At 57.6% G+C, this 16,134-nt stretch carries 15 protein-coding genes; 6 read left to right on the forward strand and 9 right to left on the reverse strand.

Features of this window, described 5'->3' with window-relative positions:
- Positions 1-46: 46 nt before the first annotated feature.
- From KVG87_RS02495 to KVG87_RS02515, 6 genes are all read right to left on the reverse strand, one after another.
- Entirely contained in the window at positions 47-394 is a 348-nt protein-coding gene (locus KVG87_RS02495; RefSeq protein WP_225930736.1) for a hypothetical protein, read from the reverse strand.
- Positions 395-536: 142 nt separating this feature from the next.
- Positions 537-950 (reverse strand): hypothetical protein, encoded by a 414-nt coding sequence (locus tag KVG87_RS02500; protein ID WP_217849044.1) that lies wholly within the window; start codon positions 948-950, stop codon positions 537-539.
- Positions 950-1,180, reverse strand: coding sequence for a hypothetical protein (locus tag KVG87_RS02505; RefSeq protein WP_225930737.1), 231 nt, complete (start codon positions 1,178-1,180; stop codon positions 950-952). Before KVG87_RS02505 ends, KVG87_RS02500 begins: the two co-directional genes overlap by 1 nt.
- A gap of 12 nt (positions 1,181-1,192) precedes the next feature.
- Positions 1,193-1,621 (reverse strand): hypothetical protein, encoded by a 429-nt coding sequence (locus KVG87_RS02510; RefSeq protein ID WP_217849046.1) that lies wholly within the window; start codon positions 1,619-1,621, stop codon positions 1,193-1,195.
- 65 nt (positions 1,622-1,686) lie between these two features.
- Positions 1,687-1,944 (reverse strand): DUF8617 domain-containing protein, encoded by a 258-nt coding sequence (locus tag KVG87_RS26405; protein ID WP_496198648.1) that lies wholly within the window; start codon positions 1,942-1,944, stop codon positions 1,687-1,689.
- A gap of 106 nt (positions 1,945-2,050) precedes the next feature.
- Entirely contained in the window at positions 2,051-2,527 is a 477-nt protein-coding gene (locus KVG87_RS02515) for a hypothetical protein (RefSeq protein ID WP_122746075.1), read from the reverse strand.
- 726 nt (positions 2,528-3,253) lie between these two features.
- Between KVG87_RS02515 and KVG87_RS02520 the strand changes: the two genes are divergently transcribed.
- The 6 genes from KVG87_RS02520 to KVG87_RS02545 all read left to right on the forward strand — a co-directional run bounded on the left by KVG87_RS02520 (position 3,254) and on the right by KVG87_RS02545 (position 14,849).
- A complete protein-coding gene (locus KVG87_RS02520) occupies positions 3,254-6,835 on the forward strand; it encodes a toxin VasX (RefSeq protein WP_367616660.1) in 3,582 nt (1,193 codons plus the stop codon).
- 466 nt (positions 6,836-7,301) lie between these two features.
- Entirely contained in the window at positions 7,302-7,937 is a 636-nt protein-coding gene (locus KVG87_RS25835) for a hypothetical protein (protein ID WP_225930740.1), read from the forward strand.
- Positions 7,938-8,165: 228 nt separating this feature from the next.
- On the forward strand, positions 8,166-9,296 hold the full coding sequence (locus tag KVG87_RS02530) for a hypothetical protein (RefSeq protein WP_217849050.1): 1,131 nt from the start codon (positions 8,166-8,168) through the stop codon (positions 9,294-9,296).
- A 77-nt stretch (positions 9,297-9,373) separates the two neighbouring features.
- Positions 9,374-10,618, forward strand: coding sequence for an exonuclease SbcCD subunit D C-terminal domain-containing protein (locus KVG87_RS02535; protein ID WP_217849052.1), 1,245 nt, complete (start codon positions 9,374-9,376; stop codon positions 10,616-10,618).
- Entirely contained in the window at positions 10,615-14,256 is a 3,642-nt protein-coding gene (locus tag KVG87_RS02540) for an AAA family ATPase (protein ID WP_217849054.1), read from the forward strand. Before KVG87_RS02535 ends, KVG87_RS02540 begins: the two co-directional genes overlap by 4 nt.
- Positions 14,253-14,849 (forward strand): glutathione S-transferase, encoded by a 597-nt coding sequence (locus KVG87_RS02545; RefSeq protein ID WP_217849056.1) that lies wholly within the window; start codon positions 14,253-14,255, stop codon positions 14,847-14,849. The genes KVG87_RS02540 and KVG87_RS02545 overlap by 4 nt, the downstream gene beginning before the upstream one ends.
- Positions 14,850-14,970: 121 nt before the next feature.
- Here the strand turns inward: KVG87_RS02545 and KVG87_RS02550 are convergent, their stop codons facing one another.
- The 3 genes from KVG87_RS02550 to KVG87_RS02560 form a co-directional block, all read right to left on the reverse strand.
- On the reverse strand, positions 14,971-15,228 hold the full coding sequence (locus KVG87_RS02550; protein ID WP_016775000.1) for a hypothetical protein: 258 nt from the start codon (positions 15,226-15,228) through the stop codon (positions 14,971-14,973).
- A complete protein-coding gene (locus KVG87_RS02555) occupies positions 15,225-15,437 on the reverse strand; it encodes a hypothetical protein (RefSeq protein ID WP_039763920.1) in 213 nt (70 codons plus the stop codon). The genes KVG87_RS02550 and KVG87_RS02555 overlap by 4 nt, the downstream gene beginning before the upstream one ends.
- 489 nt (positions 15,438-15,926) lie before the next feature.
- Complete coding sequence (locus tag KVG87_RS02560) at positions 15,927-16,106, reverse strand: hypothetical protein (RefSeq protein ID WP_016775003.1); 180 nt, start codon at positions 16,104-16,106, stop codon at positions 15,927-15,929.
- Between the last annotated feature and the right edge of the window lie 28 nt (positions 16,107-16,134).

Below are 16,134 nucleotides of genomic sequence, written 5' to 3' on the forward strand. Positions count from 1 at the left end.
CGATCTTTTGATTCTCATAAATACTGATCCATGAGTACCGTCGAACCTAGGGGAGCTTGACCAGCACAATTTCATCGGACCCCTTTGGCAATTCCAGCAAATACTTCCAGCTTTCAATAATTTTCTTCCACTCTTCCAAGCTGAATTTGCTTTCAGGCTGACCGATCCAGTCATCGTTTATGTTTATATCGACCTGTACACCACTCGCATCAATATTCAGGACAACATCATTTCCGCCTTCACAGACTGATAGCTGAGTGCCGTTCATTACTGACGTTAAGGACTCAAGCAGGCGATCACAAGCCCCGGAGTATTGGGCAATAGCGCCAAGAACAGAGCAGACATATAGCTCATACCGTTGAACTCCCTCTTGACCTGGGCTCACTTGCGCCATGTCATGAAAAACCTCACCCAATACTGGGTGAGTGCCAGCCCTATGATAAAAAAATTGCAATTCTATAAATGCGTTCTCAGCGAGTAATTAGGGAAAGCTACGCAGTCCCAGAAGATCTATGAGCCTGATTTTCTGGTGCGTCTTACACGGACAACTCTACGTAGACAGCCTCAACGATGGCGTCGCCTTCATCGAAATCAGGCACATAAAACCTTAAACCCACGCCAGTAACACTGAAGCCTGAATTATTGAAAACCAGAACCTCTCCTCGCTTGGCCAAAAACTGTCGAACCACAAGCGCATTCTCACCGACCAGTTTCTGGTTGTCCCAAACAAGCTCACTCCATTTCAAAAACTCAACGCCAACGACCCGGTAGCGCTCATCAAAGTAAATGTGCACGCCTAAATCATCGTAAGCGTCAGTCGGAACTGTCGAATCTTCGGCTTTGTAAAACGCCTCAAACCGACCACCAAGCGCCTTCCTTGATTCTTCTCGGGACATGCCAGCGTGAATCAACCCCAGATCACCGCGACTTGACAGATCAAACACCAACATCACTTCCTTTCAAAATCAACTGGGCACGGAACAATGTCCAACTCGTCCCACAGCATCGACAAGCCTATGCTTTCCATATAAGTCCCAAAATCCAGAAAAGGCGCAACGCCGATCGCCTCAACTGAAAACCAGGTAGCGTCGCACTCTGGGCACATGAATAACTCTTTCCCAGTGGCCTTGACATGGGCACAGACAATGTAATCCTGCTGACATCTTGGGCAGATGATCATCTCTGGCTCCTGTTAGAGCACGACGCCGTTGAATGAATTTTCGCGGCGCAGATTGACATATAAAGTGGTGATCAAGTCGTCGTCATCGTCAACGTAAAACCCCATACCCAACTCACCGACTTCAAATCCGTCATCGTCAATGACGGGATCAATACCGTGGCGACGAAACAAAGCCAACACGTCCGTGGATGTTTCGCCTACCAGCTTGTGGCCGTTCCAGGACACCGTGCTTCTTTCGAAAAACTCTACCCCTTTAACCATATCTCGCGCGTCGTAGTAGACATGAAGGTCGAGCTGAAAATAAGCATCCGTAGTATTCAGGGAGTCAGCGGTTTTCCAGAACACTTCGAAACCGGGCCCAAGAATGTCGCGCACTTGACCTTTGGACAACTTTCCATTCAAAGGGCCGACCGCTCCGTACTCCGCAATTGAAAAGTTCATTTGAAGCCTCTTGCTGGCGAATAATCCGGTTTCCACTCTTTCTCCGCAACGCATGTGGGCGCGTCCTAACGTACTTCCTTGGTATAGGAAGAAAATTGACCGCCACCTTGATCAATATGTAGCCGATCGCATTTATTGCAGCGATAAACAGTAGTAGCACCCGCACCTATCTGCTGATAGAACTCTTCCTCAGACAACCAACGATCTGCCAAGGCAGCACCCAGCTCATCTATCTTTCGCTCGGCAACTATTGAAAACTCTAACTCGGACGTACCATGAGACAAATTGATTATCTGACCGCACACACAGGAAAATTTAGGCATTGTATTGGTGGCTCAGCTCAAGAAACGTAAAAGCTCGCCCACGCTCTTGAGGTGGGCGCATCAAGACAAAAAATCTTTTATCAGCGAGGCATTGGGAAGGGATCAATCATTGTTTCACCTGATAAAACGTAACCACCGGGCCGTAATTCTCATCCGAGTTCGACACCTCGACAGTGAATAATGTGTCCGGGAATTTCTCCTTCAACACCATTCGCCAGGCAAACCCGATCATCTCGCACAGCTGAAGAAATATTCTGGGCAATACACCATTTCCGTATTGGCCAAAAACATCATAAATCTTCACATAATTCATAAGCCGCTCAACCTCCGCCATGTCGCCAGCGGCCAGGTTCACGCAGCGCGCGAACGCTTCGTGTGAAAAATTTCGCTCGAGGAAGACGCCTCCCTCAGACACGATGAACGTCGGGAACAGCAACGTGGAAAACATCAATATCTGTTCCGGGTGGCATTGGTCGTTGATATACGAATGAATATCCAGGCCTTCCTGATTTGCCCATTGCTGCTTCCACGCGTCATAGGGTTCAGTGTCGATGACGAAGGGTAAAGAGTTGATCAGATGCATTGCATGGGCTCCAGACACGATTTTCCGCCACGGGGGACCTCGGGGGGACAGACCTCTGTTTATCAGAACTTGTTTTGTCCCTGGTTCTGCTCCATTACCCGCACGATCCAGCGAGATACTGGGATTGGCAACGACGATGCCATCGGACTGCGCTCATAGTGGCTGCAAGACCATGATGTTTGCCAGCAGGAACGTCTGTCCGCGCTTGGGCATGCCAATGAACTGATGAGTTCGCCCACAGGGGCAGGAGACTGGTGCGCGAGAAATACGTACGACGAACGTCCATGTAGAAGATCCTGCAACGGGCAATAATCGGTCTGATCAGGTGCCATGCTCGGCCGGACAGCGGCGCGGATGAGCGCAAAGAGTCGCTGGCGTCTCTGCACTAGCGCACCAGCCGACATGATATTAGGTGGCCACCTTTTTGGCGTCAATCAATGGATTGGTTGAACAATCGGTTTCGATGAGCGGTACAGCTCGTATCCTCGGGCAATGCGCCTGTTAAAGGCTCTGTTTGCCCTGCGTCGGTTTGCGAGCGCGGGTACGCCTTCAGCGTTACTCACGATTCATCCGAAGTAACCTCTGTAAGATTTCAGACGATCCCTCGTAGGTTTCATCCCGAGTGTTCGATTCCTACGCAATACACAGAAAGATCTGACTGCTGTCGTTTTCCAGATACACGCACATTTCTCCGTCACAAACAGACACAGGGAAATGTGCTCAATGATGCACCCCGCCAACCTCGCGGCAGCTGCCGCCTCGAAAGCGCCCATTGGTGCACCCGCCGCCTGCCCCTTGCGCAACACCCACGTGCAACTGCTGCCCCTTGCGTACGGCCTGGTGGAAAAACCCTTCGACCCCAGCACCGAAATCACGCTGCCTTACACCCTGACCACGCGTCCCATGGGCATCCGCCGCCTGCGCGATGGTTGGCTGTACATCGTCGACAGTCTCAGCGGTGAGCTGTACGAATACCGCGTGCTCGACGGCGTGATCAGCGCATTGCTGCATCGCGGCAAAAGCGTCAGCGAGGATCAGCGCAGCGCCATCGAAGAACGTCCGGCTTTGATCTTCTCGCGTAAAAGCACCCTCTACGTGACCTTCGCCGATGTGCAGTTGAGCGCGGCGAAGTGCCGACAGGTGCTGGACAGCGCGGAGGAGCGCGAGCACTTCATGCAGGCGGTCGATCTCGGCCCGGTGCATTGTCTGATCGGCGGCGAGCATCTGCTCACCGTGGCCCAGGCCAAACAATGGCTGGCGGAAGTGGCCTGCACAGCGAAACCGCTGGCCGAGGCGGACGCCACGCGGATGCCGACGGTGCAGGTCAGCGACGCGCCGGAGCACGAACGCGAACCCTATCTGTGGGAAAACCCGCGACGTTTTCGCGAGGCGCATATCGGCGAATTTCTTGGTCGGGTGCGCGGACCATATCAGGACGACACGCTGTTTCTGCTGGTCCACGACGACCTCGGCGTGATGCGCGATCTGGCTGATTATCAGGACCTGGTGGTCGGCTGGATCGAGCAGTGGAGCAACACCGACAACAACGAGCGCGACTATCTGCTGGCCAGTTACATCGAGTCGCTGAGCCAGCTCGGCGCTCAGGATTTCGACTCCTTGGCCAAGGCCAGCGACGATCCGCGCGCCCAGGCATTGTTTGCTGAACTGGAGCAATTGCCCGAGCCGGATCGGGAAAATACCCGGCAGGCGCTGCTCGACTATTTGAACAAGGGTGGTGAGGTCGAGCCAGTTGCAGGCGAAGCCACGCCTGAGTTGCAACAGCTTCGCGAAAAGGCACTGGACGAGTCGCTGGCGCTGAACCGTTTCGACGGCGTCGCCCCGGATTTCACCGCACATGCTCGCGTCACCGCCGAGGCGGACCGACGCTTTTATACCCGTGAATATTTTGCTGAAGTCGCCCCGGCCGATTTCGTCGAGCGCCACCTCAGCACACTGGTCGAGCTCGGCAAGGATCAGAGCCGGCGCATGAAGGACGTTCTCGACGGCCCGCTGCTCAGCGGCAAGCGCGGCATCAACGACCTGATCGACCGCCCGGCCATGGACGAGGTGCTCAACAGTCATCGCGACAACCTCGGACGCTGGAATCGCCTGCTCGAACGCATCACCGCCGATCGCGCGCAACTGCTGTGCGCCGGGCGTTTCCATCGCTCGGCTTGGTATTTCGACGGCCAAGCGCAGATCGATCAGGCGCTCGCCAGCGAATACGCCTGCCTCAAGGACATCGGCCGCAGCGACGCGGCCAACGAACAAATGCTCGATTACCTCGAACAACACCCGCAACTGACCCGCCCGTTGTTCTACACCTTGTCGCTGCGTTTGCAGACCGAACAGGCCGGGCAATATTCAACGCTGTTCAACGCCGGCATGGCGATGTTCAACAACCTGCCGGACTGGCTGGCCAAATTGCAGAGCATCGAGCAGCCGCAGCTGCCCGCGCTGGATGATCTGCCGGCACACAGCCGCGTCCTCGCCGATGCCGTGCAGGACACCTACAGCCCGGCGCTGAACCTCGGCCTGAGCCGGGCGCTGGAAGGCTTTGATCTTGCCGGCGAGAAAATCCCCGACCTCGACGAACTGTTCCAGCGCTTGCCCAAGGCCCTGCGCCTGCGCGTCTTCGACGCCGCGCGAACCAGCGGCGTGACCTTCACCGTGTCCACCCCGGCGGAACAAGCGGCGCTGCAAGCCACGATCAAGGAAGTGCTGCGCGAACGCGACTACCTGAAAACCCTCAACCGCGAACGCAACCAGCTCACCCACAACAAAAACCGCCAGGGCCACAAAACCGCCCGGGCGGTGGAATTGCAGCAGGAAATCGTCCGCGTGCGCACGCAATTGGCGCTGTTCGAAGGCCGCCTCGCGGCGGCGTTGAGCCCGATTGACGAACTGCCGGATCGCTCGGCACGGCTGTACGGCGCCACCCCGGCGAAAGCGGGATTGACGGTGGTGTTTCCGCCGGCGCAGCACGGGGAATTGCGTGGGTTGCTGGAGAATATTCGCGCGGGGGTGGCGGGGGTTTCGAAGGCGAGTCTGGTGCGGACGGAGGGGATGGGGTTGTTGGTGGTGTTGGTGCAGGTGGTGAATTTGGCAGCAGTTTTCCATGAGTTGCGTAGGCAAACAGCGAATAAAAGGGTGTGGGGACCTTTCGCCAATGCGCTCGCTGCTACGGGGGCTGCTGGATTCACTGCAGGGCAAAGCCTTGCCAATACTGCGTTGCAGGCTCGTAGCGATGCGCTGATTGCCAGGGTTCAGCACGAGGCATTGCAAAGCGTACACATACAAATGGGCAAGTTGCACATCGGACTGGGCTTTCTTACCTACGGTCTGGGGTTGGTAACCTCAGCAGTCAATCTCGCAAAACAACTCGAAAATTGGCAACAGTCAATTCGCAGTGGTAATCCGTCGGCACAGAGGGCCGCCGCGCTCGCAGTTTTAGGCGCAAGTGGAATGACGTCGGCTAATGCCTATGGTCTGGGACAAACTTTGTCTGCAAGCTACAAGGTACTCACTGCATCAAACAGCGCTGCGAGAACAACTGCATGGGCCGCCGCCGGAACCCGTCTCTCTACAGTCTTTTTCCGGTTTAATCTTGCCGGCGCGTTGTTCACCTTGCTTGAGTTGAGCGGGGCCTGGCTGTTCAACCGCTACAACATCAGTGCTCATGACAAATGGTTACGGATCACACCATGGGGTAGAGATGCCGAGATGCGTGGCGATCATACACTTCACGACTATCAAAGTTATTTAGCCTTTCTGATCAACGCTCCCTATGTTCAGATCGGTTCGAACCAGGACGTGTCATGGTTGAGAAAACTGTTGCTCACACCCAAACCCGGCGATATCCATCTAGTCATACCCAGCCTGACACTAAGTGAATTACTGCCACCCTTTGGCGGAAAATCCAAGCACCGTTTAGGTATAGGAGCGCATCGTATTTCCGTTCCGCTGCATAGCCGAGGAGTGCTACGGGAAGAGCGAGAAGTTATCAGCGACGAGATTTTAGCCAGTCTAAGTATCGCTAAGTCTGATTCCGATGGATTAGTGCTGTGTCTTAAGTATCCAGTCAATCTCGATTCTGAATACACGCCCGCGAAAGAAACCCTTGAGTTGGCAGTTTGCATTGAGTCAACGAATGAAAAAGGTGAGGGGATATCGCGAACTCGTATCATTCAACTTGATCCACGGGGAAAGGGCCACTTTCCGGTGGTAGGAGCCCAGCAAATAAAAACGAAACCACCAATACTGCTGGTCGAAGTCCAGTTTCTTGAGCGGGCTGACCATGCAGATTAAACCCCACAAGCCGATTAACACGACGATCTGTGAGCAAGCCAGAAAAGCTGGAAGCATCAAACCATTTTCGAGTGGAAAAATCACTTATCTCGCACCACTTCCATTACCAACTTCCATACCCCCCTATGGGCCTCATATAGGCGAACTCAGTCAGGTCTACATGGATCTTGGCACAGGCTCACCACAGATATTTTCTTGGCAGATGACCTTGGGCGGTCCTTTCAGTCTTGCTTTCTGGTTCGTCTGTCTGACACCTGTGGCAGGAGGCATTCTTGGGCTGGCGTCCGGAGACGGGTGGGAAAGTTGGACCTACGTACAAGAGATTTTTCGAGAGTCCAAAATACTTGGCTTAAAGGTTTTATTTCTCACTCTAACAATCAGTCTAGGCGTCTGGCACCACCACCACAAAAAACGCCTCCACCTCATCCCAACCCGCTTCAACCGCCAACGCCGCGAAGTCTGCTTCATGCCCGAAGGGGCCTCCGAACCAGTCTTCGTTCCATGGGAATCGCTCAGCGCCTGGATCATCGAAGCCAAAGGCGCCACCCAGTTTGGCATCCACCGCCAATACGGCATGGGCATCGGTTTTCACCACGGCGAAACCCTCACCAGCCTCGAATTCCAATGCGCCGGCCTGGAGCTCGCGATCAGCCATTGGGAGGCGATTCGCGGTTACATGGAGTACGAAGTCAACGACCTCAAATCGATTCAGGACTTGCAGGATCTGCAAGGCCCGGACGACCCGCCTCACGAAGGCCTGCACACTTTCCGTAACGCCCGCGCGCGGATGCATCAGCAGATCCGTGAAGGCCGGCGCTCGCGGCTTTCGGGGTTCTTCTGGTACCTGTATCACGTCATGACCTTATGGACGATTCCAAACCGTTTGGTCGAATGGGAAGTACGGCGTCTGGAAAGGATCGGCAAACAGGCGCTGCCGGAAGTCATGCGCGAATGGTCCGAGCCATTGCCGAAAGAGCAAAGGGCCAAGCCGAGCGAAGAGTTGTTGCGGCTGAGCGAACAAGTGCGGCGGATGCACAAGCGTCAGCCGCATCGGCCGATTACGCAGATTTTCGCTGAGGTTTGCAGGCGGGCTGTGGACTGATGCAGAGCAGTTTTGTGACCAGAGGGAGGGAGGTTTTTTGCCTGTTTGCGCGCCTTCGCGAGCAGGCTCGCTCCCACAGGGGACCGCGTTGGATGCGGATGTTTCGGTTGATCTTGGCCGAGGTGGGAGACCCTCGGGGCGGCCATTTTTCGGTTGTTGCTACCGGGTCGGTCAAGGAAAACCCTCCGGTACTGCTGGTAGAAACTCAATACCTCGAATGGGCTGACCATGCTGAATAATCACAATGAGCCTGTTGTTGATGCGCAATGTGAGGTGATCAGAAAAGCGGGCGATGTGGAGCCGTTTCCAAGCGGAAAGATCACCTATCTCGCACCGTTGCCATTGCCTACCGTACAGCAACCCTTTGGACCGCAAATCGGTGAACTGAATCACGTCTTCATGGAATTCGGGATAGGACCGCCGCAAGTGTTCATGTGGCAGGTAACAGTAGGGTTGCCCTTTAGTGCAACCTTCATGATCACGTTCCTTTTTCCCGCAATTGCTGGTTTTATGTTTTTTCTGGCAGGTTCGGGGTGGAATGACATATGCGGCGCCATCGAAGGAGTTTTCGATGCTTTGATTGGTACGGGCTCTTTGACCATTTTTTGTTGTTTGTGTATTAACCTGGGCGTCTGGCACCACGTCCACAAAAAACGCCTCTCCCTCATTCCAACCCGCTTCAACCGCCAACGCCGCGAAGTCTGCTTCATGCCCGAAGGCGCCACCGAACCAGTCTTCGTTCCATGGGAATCGCTCAGCGCCTGGATCATCGAAGCCCAAGGCGCCACCCAGTTTGGCGTCCATCGCCAATACGGCATGGGCATCGGTTTTGATCACGGCGAAACCCTAACCAGCCTCGAATTCCAATGCGCCGGCCTGGAGCTTGCGATCAGCCACTGGGAAGCGATTCGCGGTTACATGGAGTACGAAGTCAACGACCTCAAATCGATCCAGGATTTGCAGGATCTGCAAGGCCCGGGCGACCCACCCCACGAAGGCCTGCACACTTTCCGTAACGCTCGCACGCAGATGCATCAGCAGATCCGTGAAGGCCGCCGCTCGCGGCTGTCGGGATTTTTTTGGTACCTGTATCACGTCATGACTTTATGGACGATTCCCAATCGTCTGGTCGAATGGGAGGTGCGCCGTCTGGAAAGAATCGGCAAGCAGGCGCTGCCGGAAGTCATGCGCGCCTGGTCCGAGCCGCTGCCGAAAGAGCAATGGGCCAAGCCCAGTGAAGAGTTGTTGCGACTGAGTGAACAAGTGCGGCAGATGCACAAGCGCCAGCCGCATCGGCCGATTACCGAAATATTCGCCGCTGTCGGTGCAAGCAGACACACGACAAGGCAAGGGGCGTGATTTGCCAGTAAACTCCCCTCCTCTCGCCGCCCTTTGTTCCTCGCGGCCACCCTCTTGATCAAAATGCGGAGTCCACCTTGCGTCTGTTCCACACCTCCGACTGGCACCTTGGGCAAAACCTGCACGGCCAGGAGCGCGATTTCGAGCACGCGTGTTTTCTCGAATGGCTGCTGCGCCAGTTGCACTTGGCGCAGCCGGATGTGCTGCTGATCGCCGGGGACATCTTCGATACGGTCAATCCGCCGGTCAAAGCGCAGGAACGCCTCTACGACTTCATCGTCAGCGCTCACGAACAGCAGCCGTTGCTGACCATCGTGATGATCGCCGGCAACCATGATTCCGGTTCGCGGATCGAATTGCCGGCGCCGTTGATGCGGCGTTTGCGCACTCACGCGTTGGGTCGGGTCTTGTGGCTGGATGACGGGCAGCTCGACGCCGAACGTTTGTTGCTGCCGCTGCCGAATGCGCAGGGAGAAATCGCCGCGTGGTGTCTGGCGCTGCCGTTCTTGCGCCCTGCGGAAGTCACTGGCGCGCATCTGGGTGACAACTATCTGCGCGGCATCGGTCAGGTGCATGAATGGCTGATCGCGGCGGCGAATGCCAAGCGTCAGCCCGGTCAGGCGTTGATCGCTATCAGCCACGCGCACATGGCCGGCGGTTCGGTGTCGGAGGATTCCGAGCGCAGCCTGATCATCGGCAATGCAGAGGCGCTGCCCGCCAGCCTGTTCGGCGAAAGCATCAGCTATGTCGCCCTCGGCCATTTGCACAAGCCGCAGAAGGTCAACGGTGAGGAGCGCATCCGCTACAGCGGCTCGCCGATTCCGCTGTCGTTCTCCGAAATCGGTTATCAGCATCAGATTCTCGATGTGGTCCTCGAGGGTGAAACTCTGATCAGCGTCGAGCCGAAACTGATCCCGCGCTCGGTCAATCTGCAGCGCATCGGCCCGGCGCCGCTGGCCGAGATTCTGCTGCAACTGGCCGACCTGCCGAACATCGATCTGCTCGCCGAAACCCAGCGCCAGCCCTGGCTCGAAGTGCGCGTGCGCCTTGACGAGCCGCAGCCGGATCTGCGGCATCAAGTGGAAACCGCACTGCAAGGCAAAGCCGTGCGACTGGTGCGCATCGCCGCTGAATACGCCGGCAATCGCGGCGCCGATGGCAGCGATGACGGCAGCACGCTGATCGAACTCGACCAGCTCACCCCGCAGGAACTGTTCAGCCGCGCCTGGCTCGACAACTACGGCAGCGAGGTCGACGAGCAGACGCTCAAGGACTTCGCCGAACTGCTGCAGGACGTGCAACTGGAGGGCGAGCAGCCATGAAAATTCTTGCCATTCGTTTGAAGAACCTGGCCTCGCTGGCCGGGCCATTCGAGATTGATTTCACCGCTGAACCGCTGGCCAGCGCTGGTCTGTTTGCAATCACCGGCCCGACCGGCGCCGGCAAAAGCACGTTGCTCGATGCCTTGTGCCTGGCGCTGTTTGGCGCTGTGCCGCGTCTGAACAATACCGGCCGTGATGCGAAAGTCCCGGATGCCGACGGTGAAATCGCCACTGGCGACCCGCGCACCTTGCTGCGACGCGGCACCGGTGAAGGCTATGCCGAAGTGGATTTTGTCGGCGTCGATGGCCGTCGCTACCGCGCGCGCTGGGAAGCCAATCGTGCTCGCGAGAAGGCTGGCGGCAAACTCCAGGCCAGTCGGCAGAGCCTGCGCGACATCGATCAGGATCAACTGCTCGCCAGCCAGAAAGGCGAATACAAAACCCAGCTGGAAGCCGCGCTGGGCCTGAACTTTGAACAGTTCACTCGCGCTGTGCTGCTGGCGCAGAGTGAGTTCAGCGCGTTCCTCAAGGCCGACGACAACGACCGCAGTGAACTGCTGGAAAAACTCACCGACACCGCGCTGTACACCCGCCTCGGCCGCCGCGCCTTCGACAAGACCAAAGAAGCCCGTGAAGCGCACAAGCAGTTGCAGGATCAGGCCACCGGTGTGACGCCTTTGGCGCCGGAAGCGCGCGCCGAACTCGACGAGCGTTTCAACACCGCGCAGCAACAGATGAAGGCGCAACAGGCGCAGCTCAAACAACTTGAGCAACAACACGTTTGGCTGAAGGATTTGCGTCTGTTGCAGGAAGCGCAGCAAGCGGCCAGCGAACAACTGCAAGCCGCGCAACAGCAATGGCAGACACTGGCCGGCGAGCGGGTAAAACTGACGCGTCTGGAACAGCTTGGCCCGCAGCGTCATCAGTTCGCGCGCAAGGCTGAGCTCGATGCGCTGCTGACGCCACTGGCGACACAGATTGCCGCGCACACCCAACAACACGCGACGCTGGGCGAACGCCAGACGCAGCTGGAACAGAACCTCGACGCTGCCAAAGTCGCCCTCAGCGAAGCGCAACAGCGCCAGAGCGAAAACACGCCGCTGTTGCGTCAGGCATTCGAAGAGCAAAGCACCCTCGCCCGTCTGATCAAGGACACTGCCAGCAGCGCCGAAGCCCGACAAACCGCCGAGCAAGCGTTCAAGGATGGCCAGAGCGCGATTCAGGCCTTGCAGGAAAAACAGGCTGAGGTCGCCGAGCGTTTGCAACGCATCGCCACCGAGCTTGAGCAGAGTGCGCATCTGGCGCCGTTGAGCGATGCTTGGAGCGCCTATCGCGACCGTTTGCAACAGTTGATGCTGATCGGCAACCGCTTGAACAAAGGCCAGACCGAACTGGCGTCCCTCGAACAGAACGCCGCGCACAGTGCTGAGCAACTGGCCTCGCACAAGCAGCAACTGGAAGTGCTGTTCAAAGAGGCTGGCGCAGAGCCGGACGCAGTCGCCGAACAGATCGGCCTGCTCGGCACATTGCTGCAGGACAACCGCAAGCAGCTGCGCGCAATCGAAGACCTGTCGCGCCTGTGGGCGTCTCAACAGGATCTCGACAAGCGCAGCGCTGAGTTGCAACAACGTCAGCTCGACGCGCAGCAGCAACGCGAACGCCTGACCCAAGACGGGGTGAAAACCAAGGCCGAACTGACCGTCGCCGAGCAGACCCTCAGCGTCACTCGCGAACTGCTTGAACGTCAGCGGCTGGCGCGCAGCGCTAGTGTCGAAGAGTTGCGTGCGCAGTTGCAGGACGATCAGCCCTGCCCGGTCTGCGGCAGCAACGAGCATCCCTATCACCAGCCCGAAGCGCTGTTGCAAAGCCTTGGCCGTCACGATGAAAACGAGCAGGCCAACGCCCAGCAAGTGGTCGATCAGCTCAAGGAAAAACTGATCGAGCTGCGCGGCGAAGTCGGTGGCGTGATCGCACAACAGAAAGAGCTGCTGCAGCAACAGGAACAACTCGCGGCGCAGCAACAAGCCCTGGCCCCGAGCCTCGACGCGCATCCGCTGGCCGCGCAACTGTTCAATCAGGACGCCGACAAACGCGACGCCTGGCTCAGCCGCCAGACCGAGCAGTTGAACCAGAGCATCACTCAAGACGAACAACGGCAAAGCGCCCTGCTCACCTTGCAACAGGACGCGGCGCGCCTGTCGCAACAATTGCGTCAGGCCGAAGTGGCGCATCAGCAAGCGGCGCAACAGCTGAGCCATCAGCAGCATGAACTCAACAGCGATCGTCAGCGCCTTGAAGAAGAACTCAGCGCGTTCGGCCCGCTGCTGCCCGCCAACACACTTGAGGCATTGCGCCTGGAGCCGGCGGCAACGTTCATGCAGCTGGACCGGCAGATCGCCGAGCGTTTGACCCAGCTCGAACAGCAAAAGGAAGAGCTGAGCGAACAGCAGCAACGCCAGCAAACGCTGGAGAAAGAACAGGATCGCCAGCAGCTGCGCACTCAGCAGCTGCACAGTGCCGAACAGCAATTCACGGCGTTGACCGAGCAGCAGCAAAGCTGTCAGGAAAAACTCGCGCAGTTACTTGGCGAGCACAGCAACGCCGAGCATTGGCAGCAGCAGTTGGAACACGCGGTGGAACAGACGCGTAGCGCCGAAACCCGTACAGCTGAGGAGCTGCAAAGCGTGCGCACGCAGCTGGTGCAAATCGCTGCAGAGCTCAAGTCTCAGCAGGAACGCCTGCAAGCACTGCAAGCTGAAGACCAGGCACTCGCCGGCAAGATCGCCGATTGGCGCGCCAGCCACCCTGAGCTGGATGACGGCGGCCTCGACGACTTGCTGCGCTTCGATGACGCTCAAGTCGCCGAACTGCGCCAGACCCTTCAGCACAACGAAAAAGCCATCGAACAAGCCCAGGTCCTGTTGCAGGAGCGCGATCAGCGTCTGCTTGATCACCAGGCCCGGCAGGACGGCAATCTTGACGCCGAACAACTCGACAGCGCCCTCGCCGAGCTGCAAAACCAGTTCGCCGTCAGCGAGCAGCAATGCGCCGAACTGCGCGCCGAGCAGGTTGAAGACCAGCGCCGACAGAACGCCAATCAGGCGCTGGCCCAGCAGATCGCCGACGCCTATGCCGAGTACCAGCGCTGGGCGCGACTCAGTGCCTTGATCGGCTCGGCCACCGGCGACACCTTCCGCAAGATCGCCCAGGCCTACAACCTCGACCTGCTGGTACATCACGCCAACGCGCAGCTGCGCCAACTGGTCAAACGCTATCGCCTCAAACGTGGCGGCAGCATGCTCGGCCTGCTGGTGATGGACACGGAAATGGGCGACGAACTGCGCTCGGTGCATTCGTTGTCGGGCGGCGAGACGTTCCTCGTATCACTCGCCCTTGCGCTGGGTCTGGCCTCGATGGCGTCGAGCACGCTGAAAATCGAATCGCTGTTTATCGATGAAGGCTTTGGCAGCCTAGATCCGGAATCCTTGCAACTGGCCATGGACGCGCTCGATGGCTTGCAGGCACAGGGACGCAAAGTCGCGGTGATTTCCCATGTGCAGGAAATGCATGAGCGGATTCCGGTGCAGATTCAGGTGCGGCGCCAGGGCAATGGTTTGAGCACGCTGGAGGTGAAATGAACACGCTGTTTTCCTTCCGCCGCTGCCCTTACGCGATGCGTGCGCGAATGGCGCTGCGTTATGCGGGCGTGCCGGTGGAGATCGTTGAGGTCAGCCTCAAGAACAAGCCGGCGGAAATGCTCGCGCTCTCGCCCAAGGGCACCGTGCCGGTGCTGAATGCCGATGGTGTGGTGATTGATGAAAGTCTGCAGATCATGCGCTGGGCGTTGGCGCAGAATGATCCGGATGATTGGTTGCTGGCCGGCGACTCGTTCGCAGCGCTGTGGATGGAAAAACTGATTGAGGGTAATGATCAGATTTTCAAATCGGCATTGAATCGCTACAAGTACGCCGAGCGCTACCCCGAGCAGCCGATGGAAGCTTATCGAGCTGAAGGTGCGTTGTTTCTGCAGAAACTGGATGAGTTGCTTGAAGGACGTGACTACTTAATGGCCGAGCATCCGAGCCTCGCCGACATCGCCCTGCTGCCCTTCGTCCGACAGTTCGCTCATGTTGATCGCGAGTGGTTTGCGCAGACACCTTACGTTCGCTTGCAGGTGTGGTTGCAGCGCTTGCTCGAATCCGAGCTGTTCATCTCGATCATGAAGAAGTAACCCTCTCCCCCTCTTGATCGTTCCCACGCTCCGCGTGGGAATGCAGCCGGGGACGCTCTGCGTCCCATTGGAACGCGGAGCGTCCCTTGAGGCATTCCCACGCAGAGCGTGGGAACGATCATTAGGCCAGTGCTTGGCACATGCCCAGCGCCATGCAATCCACTTCGAACGGTCCGAGGAAATCCACCGCGACCTTGACCGGTGGATTGCCGGCCATCAGCCCCAGCGTGTTGGCGCGTTCAATGTTGTGCGCGATGTTGTGGTTGGCCTCTATGGCCCGGGCCAAACCGCCCACCGAGCCCTGGCCAAATCCCAACAGTGAGGCGCCGTTGGTCATCAGCGCGAGGCTGGCGATGACCCAGAGTCTGTAGCCTTTCATGCGCCGCCGACTCCTGCGAGTTCGGCCCTGTCGACCATCGCGCTTTGCGAGCGCAGTTCGAACTGGATGCCGGGATGGGCGACGTCGATCGGGGCGTCGAAGCTGTGTTCCATTTGTGCGCCGATGCTGACAAACAGCACCACGGCCAGGTACAGACCGATGGCCAGGTAGGCGCCGCGTTTGGCGGAAGTGAGGATTGCGCTGGCCATGGTGTTCTCCGTGGGCAAAGGTTTCGATGGCCACAGAATCAATCAAAAAATCCGAAGCAACCACTCAGGGTTTGCAATGGTGAATATCAGCTTCGTTGATTATTTAGCGGCTCTATTTGCCCGCGAGAGAAAACCTATGAGTGGGGAACGCGTACGCGCGTAGGAGCTGCCGAAGGCTGCGATCTTCTGATTGATCGTTCCCACGCTCCGCGTGGGAATGCCTCAAGGGACGCTCCGCGTTCCAATGGGACGCAGAGCGTTCCAATGGGACGCAGAGCGTCCCGGGCTGCGTTCCCACGCAGAGCGTGGGAACGATCAGGTTACGCGCGCGCGTAGGAGCTGCCGAAGGCTGCGATCTTTTGATTTTGCTTTGCAGCCCGTGACGCTCCGCGTCACTGGACGCGGAGCGTCCCTAGAGGCATTCCCACGCAGAGCATGGGAACGATCAAGATCGCAGCCTTCGGCAGCTCCAACAAGGAGATGGCAATTTCAGGCTTGGGTTTTGTGATCCAGCGCGGCGTAGAAGTTGGCGCTTTGTTGCAGGTATTTCTGGGTGTAGCTCTGGGTATGGGATTTTTTGCTGGCGATTTCGACGTTGGCACCGGCTGGCAATACCACGGTGGCAGAAATGGCGGACGCGGCGATGACGGAGAAGAGATTGAAGTTCATGGCGGTAACCCTCGTGTTCGTTTGCTTG

This window comes from Pseudomonas siliginis (assembly GCF_019145195.1).
Lineage (GTDB): Bacteria > Pseudomonadota > Gammaproteobacteria > Pseudomonadales > Pseudomonadaceae > Aquipseudomonas > Aquipseudomonas siliginis.

What these genes read in the sequence shown, in the direction of transcription:
- KVG87_RS02550 (WP_016775000.1), bottom strand. Translation starts at nt 15,228, where the DNA reads ATGAAAGGCTACAGACTCTGGGTCATCGCCAGCCTCGCGCTGATGACC.
- KVG87_RS02495 (WP_225930736.1), bottom strand. Translation starts at nt 394, where the DNA reads ATGGCGCAAGTGAGCCCAGGTCAAGAGGGAGTTCAACGGTATGAGCTA.
- KVG87_RS02560 (WP_016775003.1), bottom strand. Translation starts at nt 16,106, where the DNA reads ATGAACTTCAATCTCTTCTCCGTCATCGCCGCGTCCGCCATTTCTGCC.
- KVG87_RS02545 (WP_217849056.1), top strand. Translation starts at nt 14,253, where the DNA reads ATGAACACGCTGTTTTCCTTCCGCCGCTGCCCTTACGCGATGCGTGCG.
- KVG87_RS26405 (WP_496198648.1), bottom strand. Translation starts at nt 1,944, where the DNA reads ATGCCTAAATTTTCCTGTGTGTGCGGTCAGATAATCAATTTGTCTCAT.
- KVG87_RS02505 (WP_225930737.1), bottom strand. Translation starts at nt 1,180, where the DNA reads ATGATCATCTGCCCAAGATGTCAGCAGGATTACATTGTCTGTGCCCAT.
- KVG87_RS02555 (WP_039763920.1), bottom strand. Translation starts at nt 15,437, where the DNA reads ATGGCCAGCGCAATCCTCACTTCCGCCAAACGCGGCGCCTACCTGGCC.
- KVG87_RS02510 (WP_217849046.1), bottom strand. Translation starts at nt 1,621, where the DNA reads ATGAACTTTTCAATTGCGGAGTACGGAGCGGTCGGCCCTTTGAATGGA.
- KVG87_RS02515 (WP_122746075.1), bottom strand. Translation starts at nt 2,527, where the DNA reads ATGCATCTGATCAACTCTTTACCCTTCGTCATCGACACTGAACCCTAT.
- KVG87_RS02520 (WP_367616660.1), top strand. Translation starts at nt 3,254, where the DNA reads ATGCACCCCGCCAACCTCGCGGCAGCTGCCGCCTCGAAAGCGCCCATT.
- KVG87_RS02500 (WP_217849044.1), bottom strand. Translation starts at nt 950, where the DNA reads ATGTTGGTGTTTGATCTGTCAAGTCGCGGTGATCTGGGGTTGATTCAC.
- KVG87_RS25835 (WP_225930740.1), top strand. Translation starts at nt 7,302, where the DNA reads ATGCCCGAAGGGGCCTCCGAACCAGTCTTCGTTCCATGGGAATCGCTC.
- KVG87_RS02530 (WP_217849050.1), top strand. Translation starts at nt 8,166, where the DNA reads ATGCTGAATAATCACAATGAGCCTGTTGTTGATGCGCAATGTGAGGTG.
- KVG87_RS02540 (WP_217849054.1), top strand. Translation starts at nt 10,615, where the DNA reads ATGAAAATTCTTGCCATTCGTTTGAAGAACCTGGCCTCGCTGGCCGGG.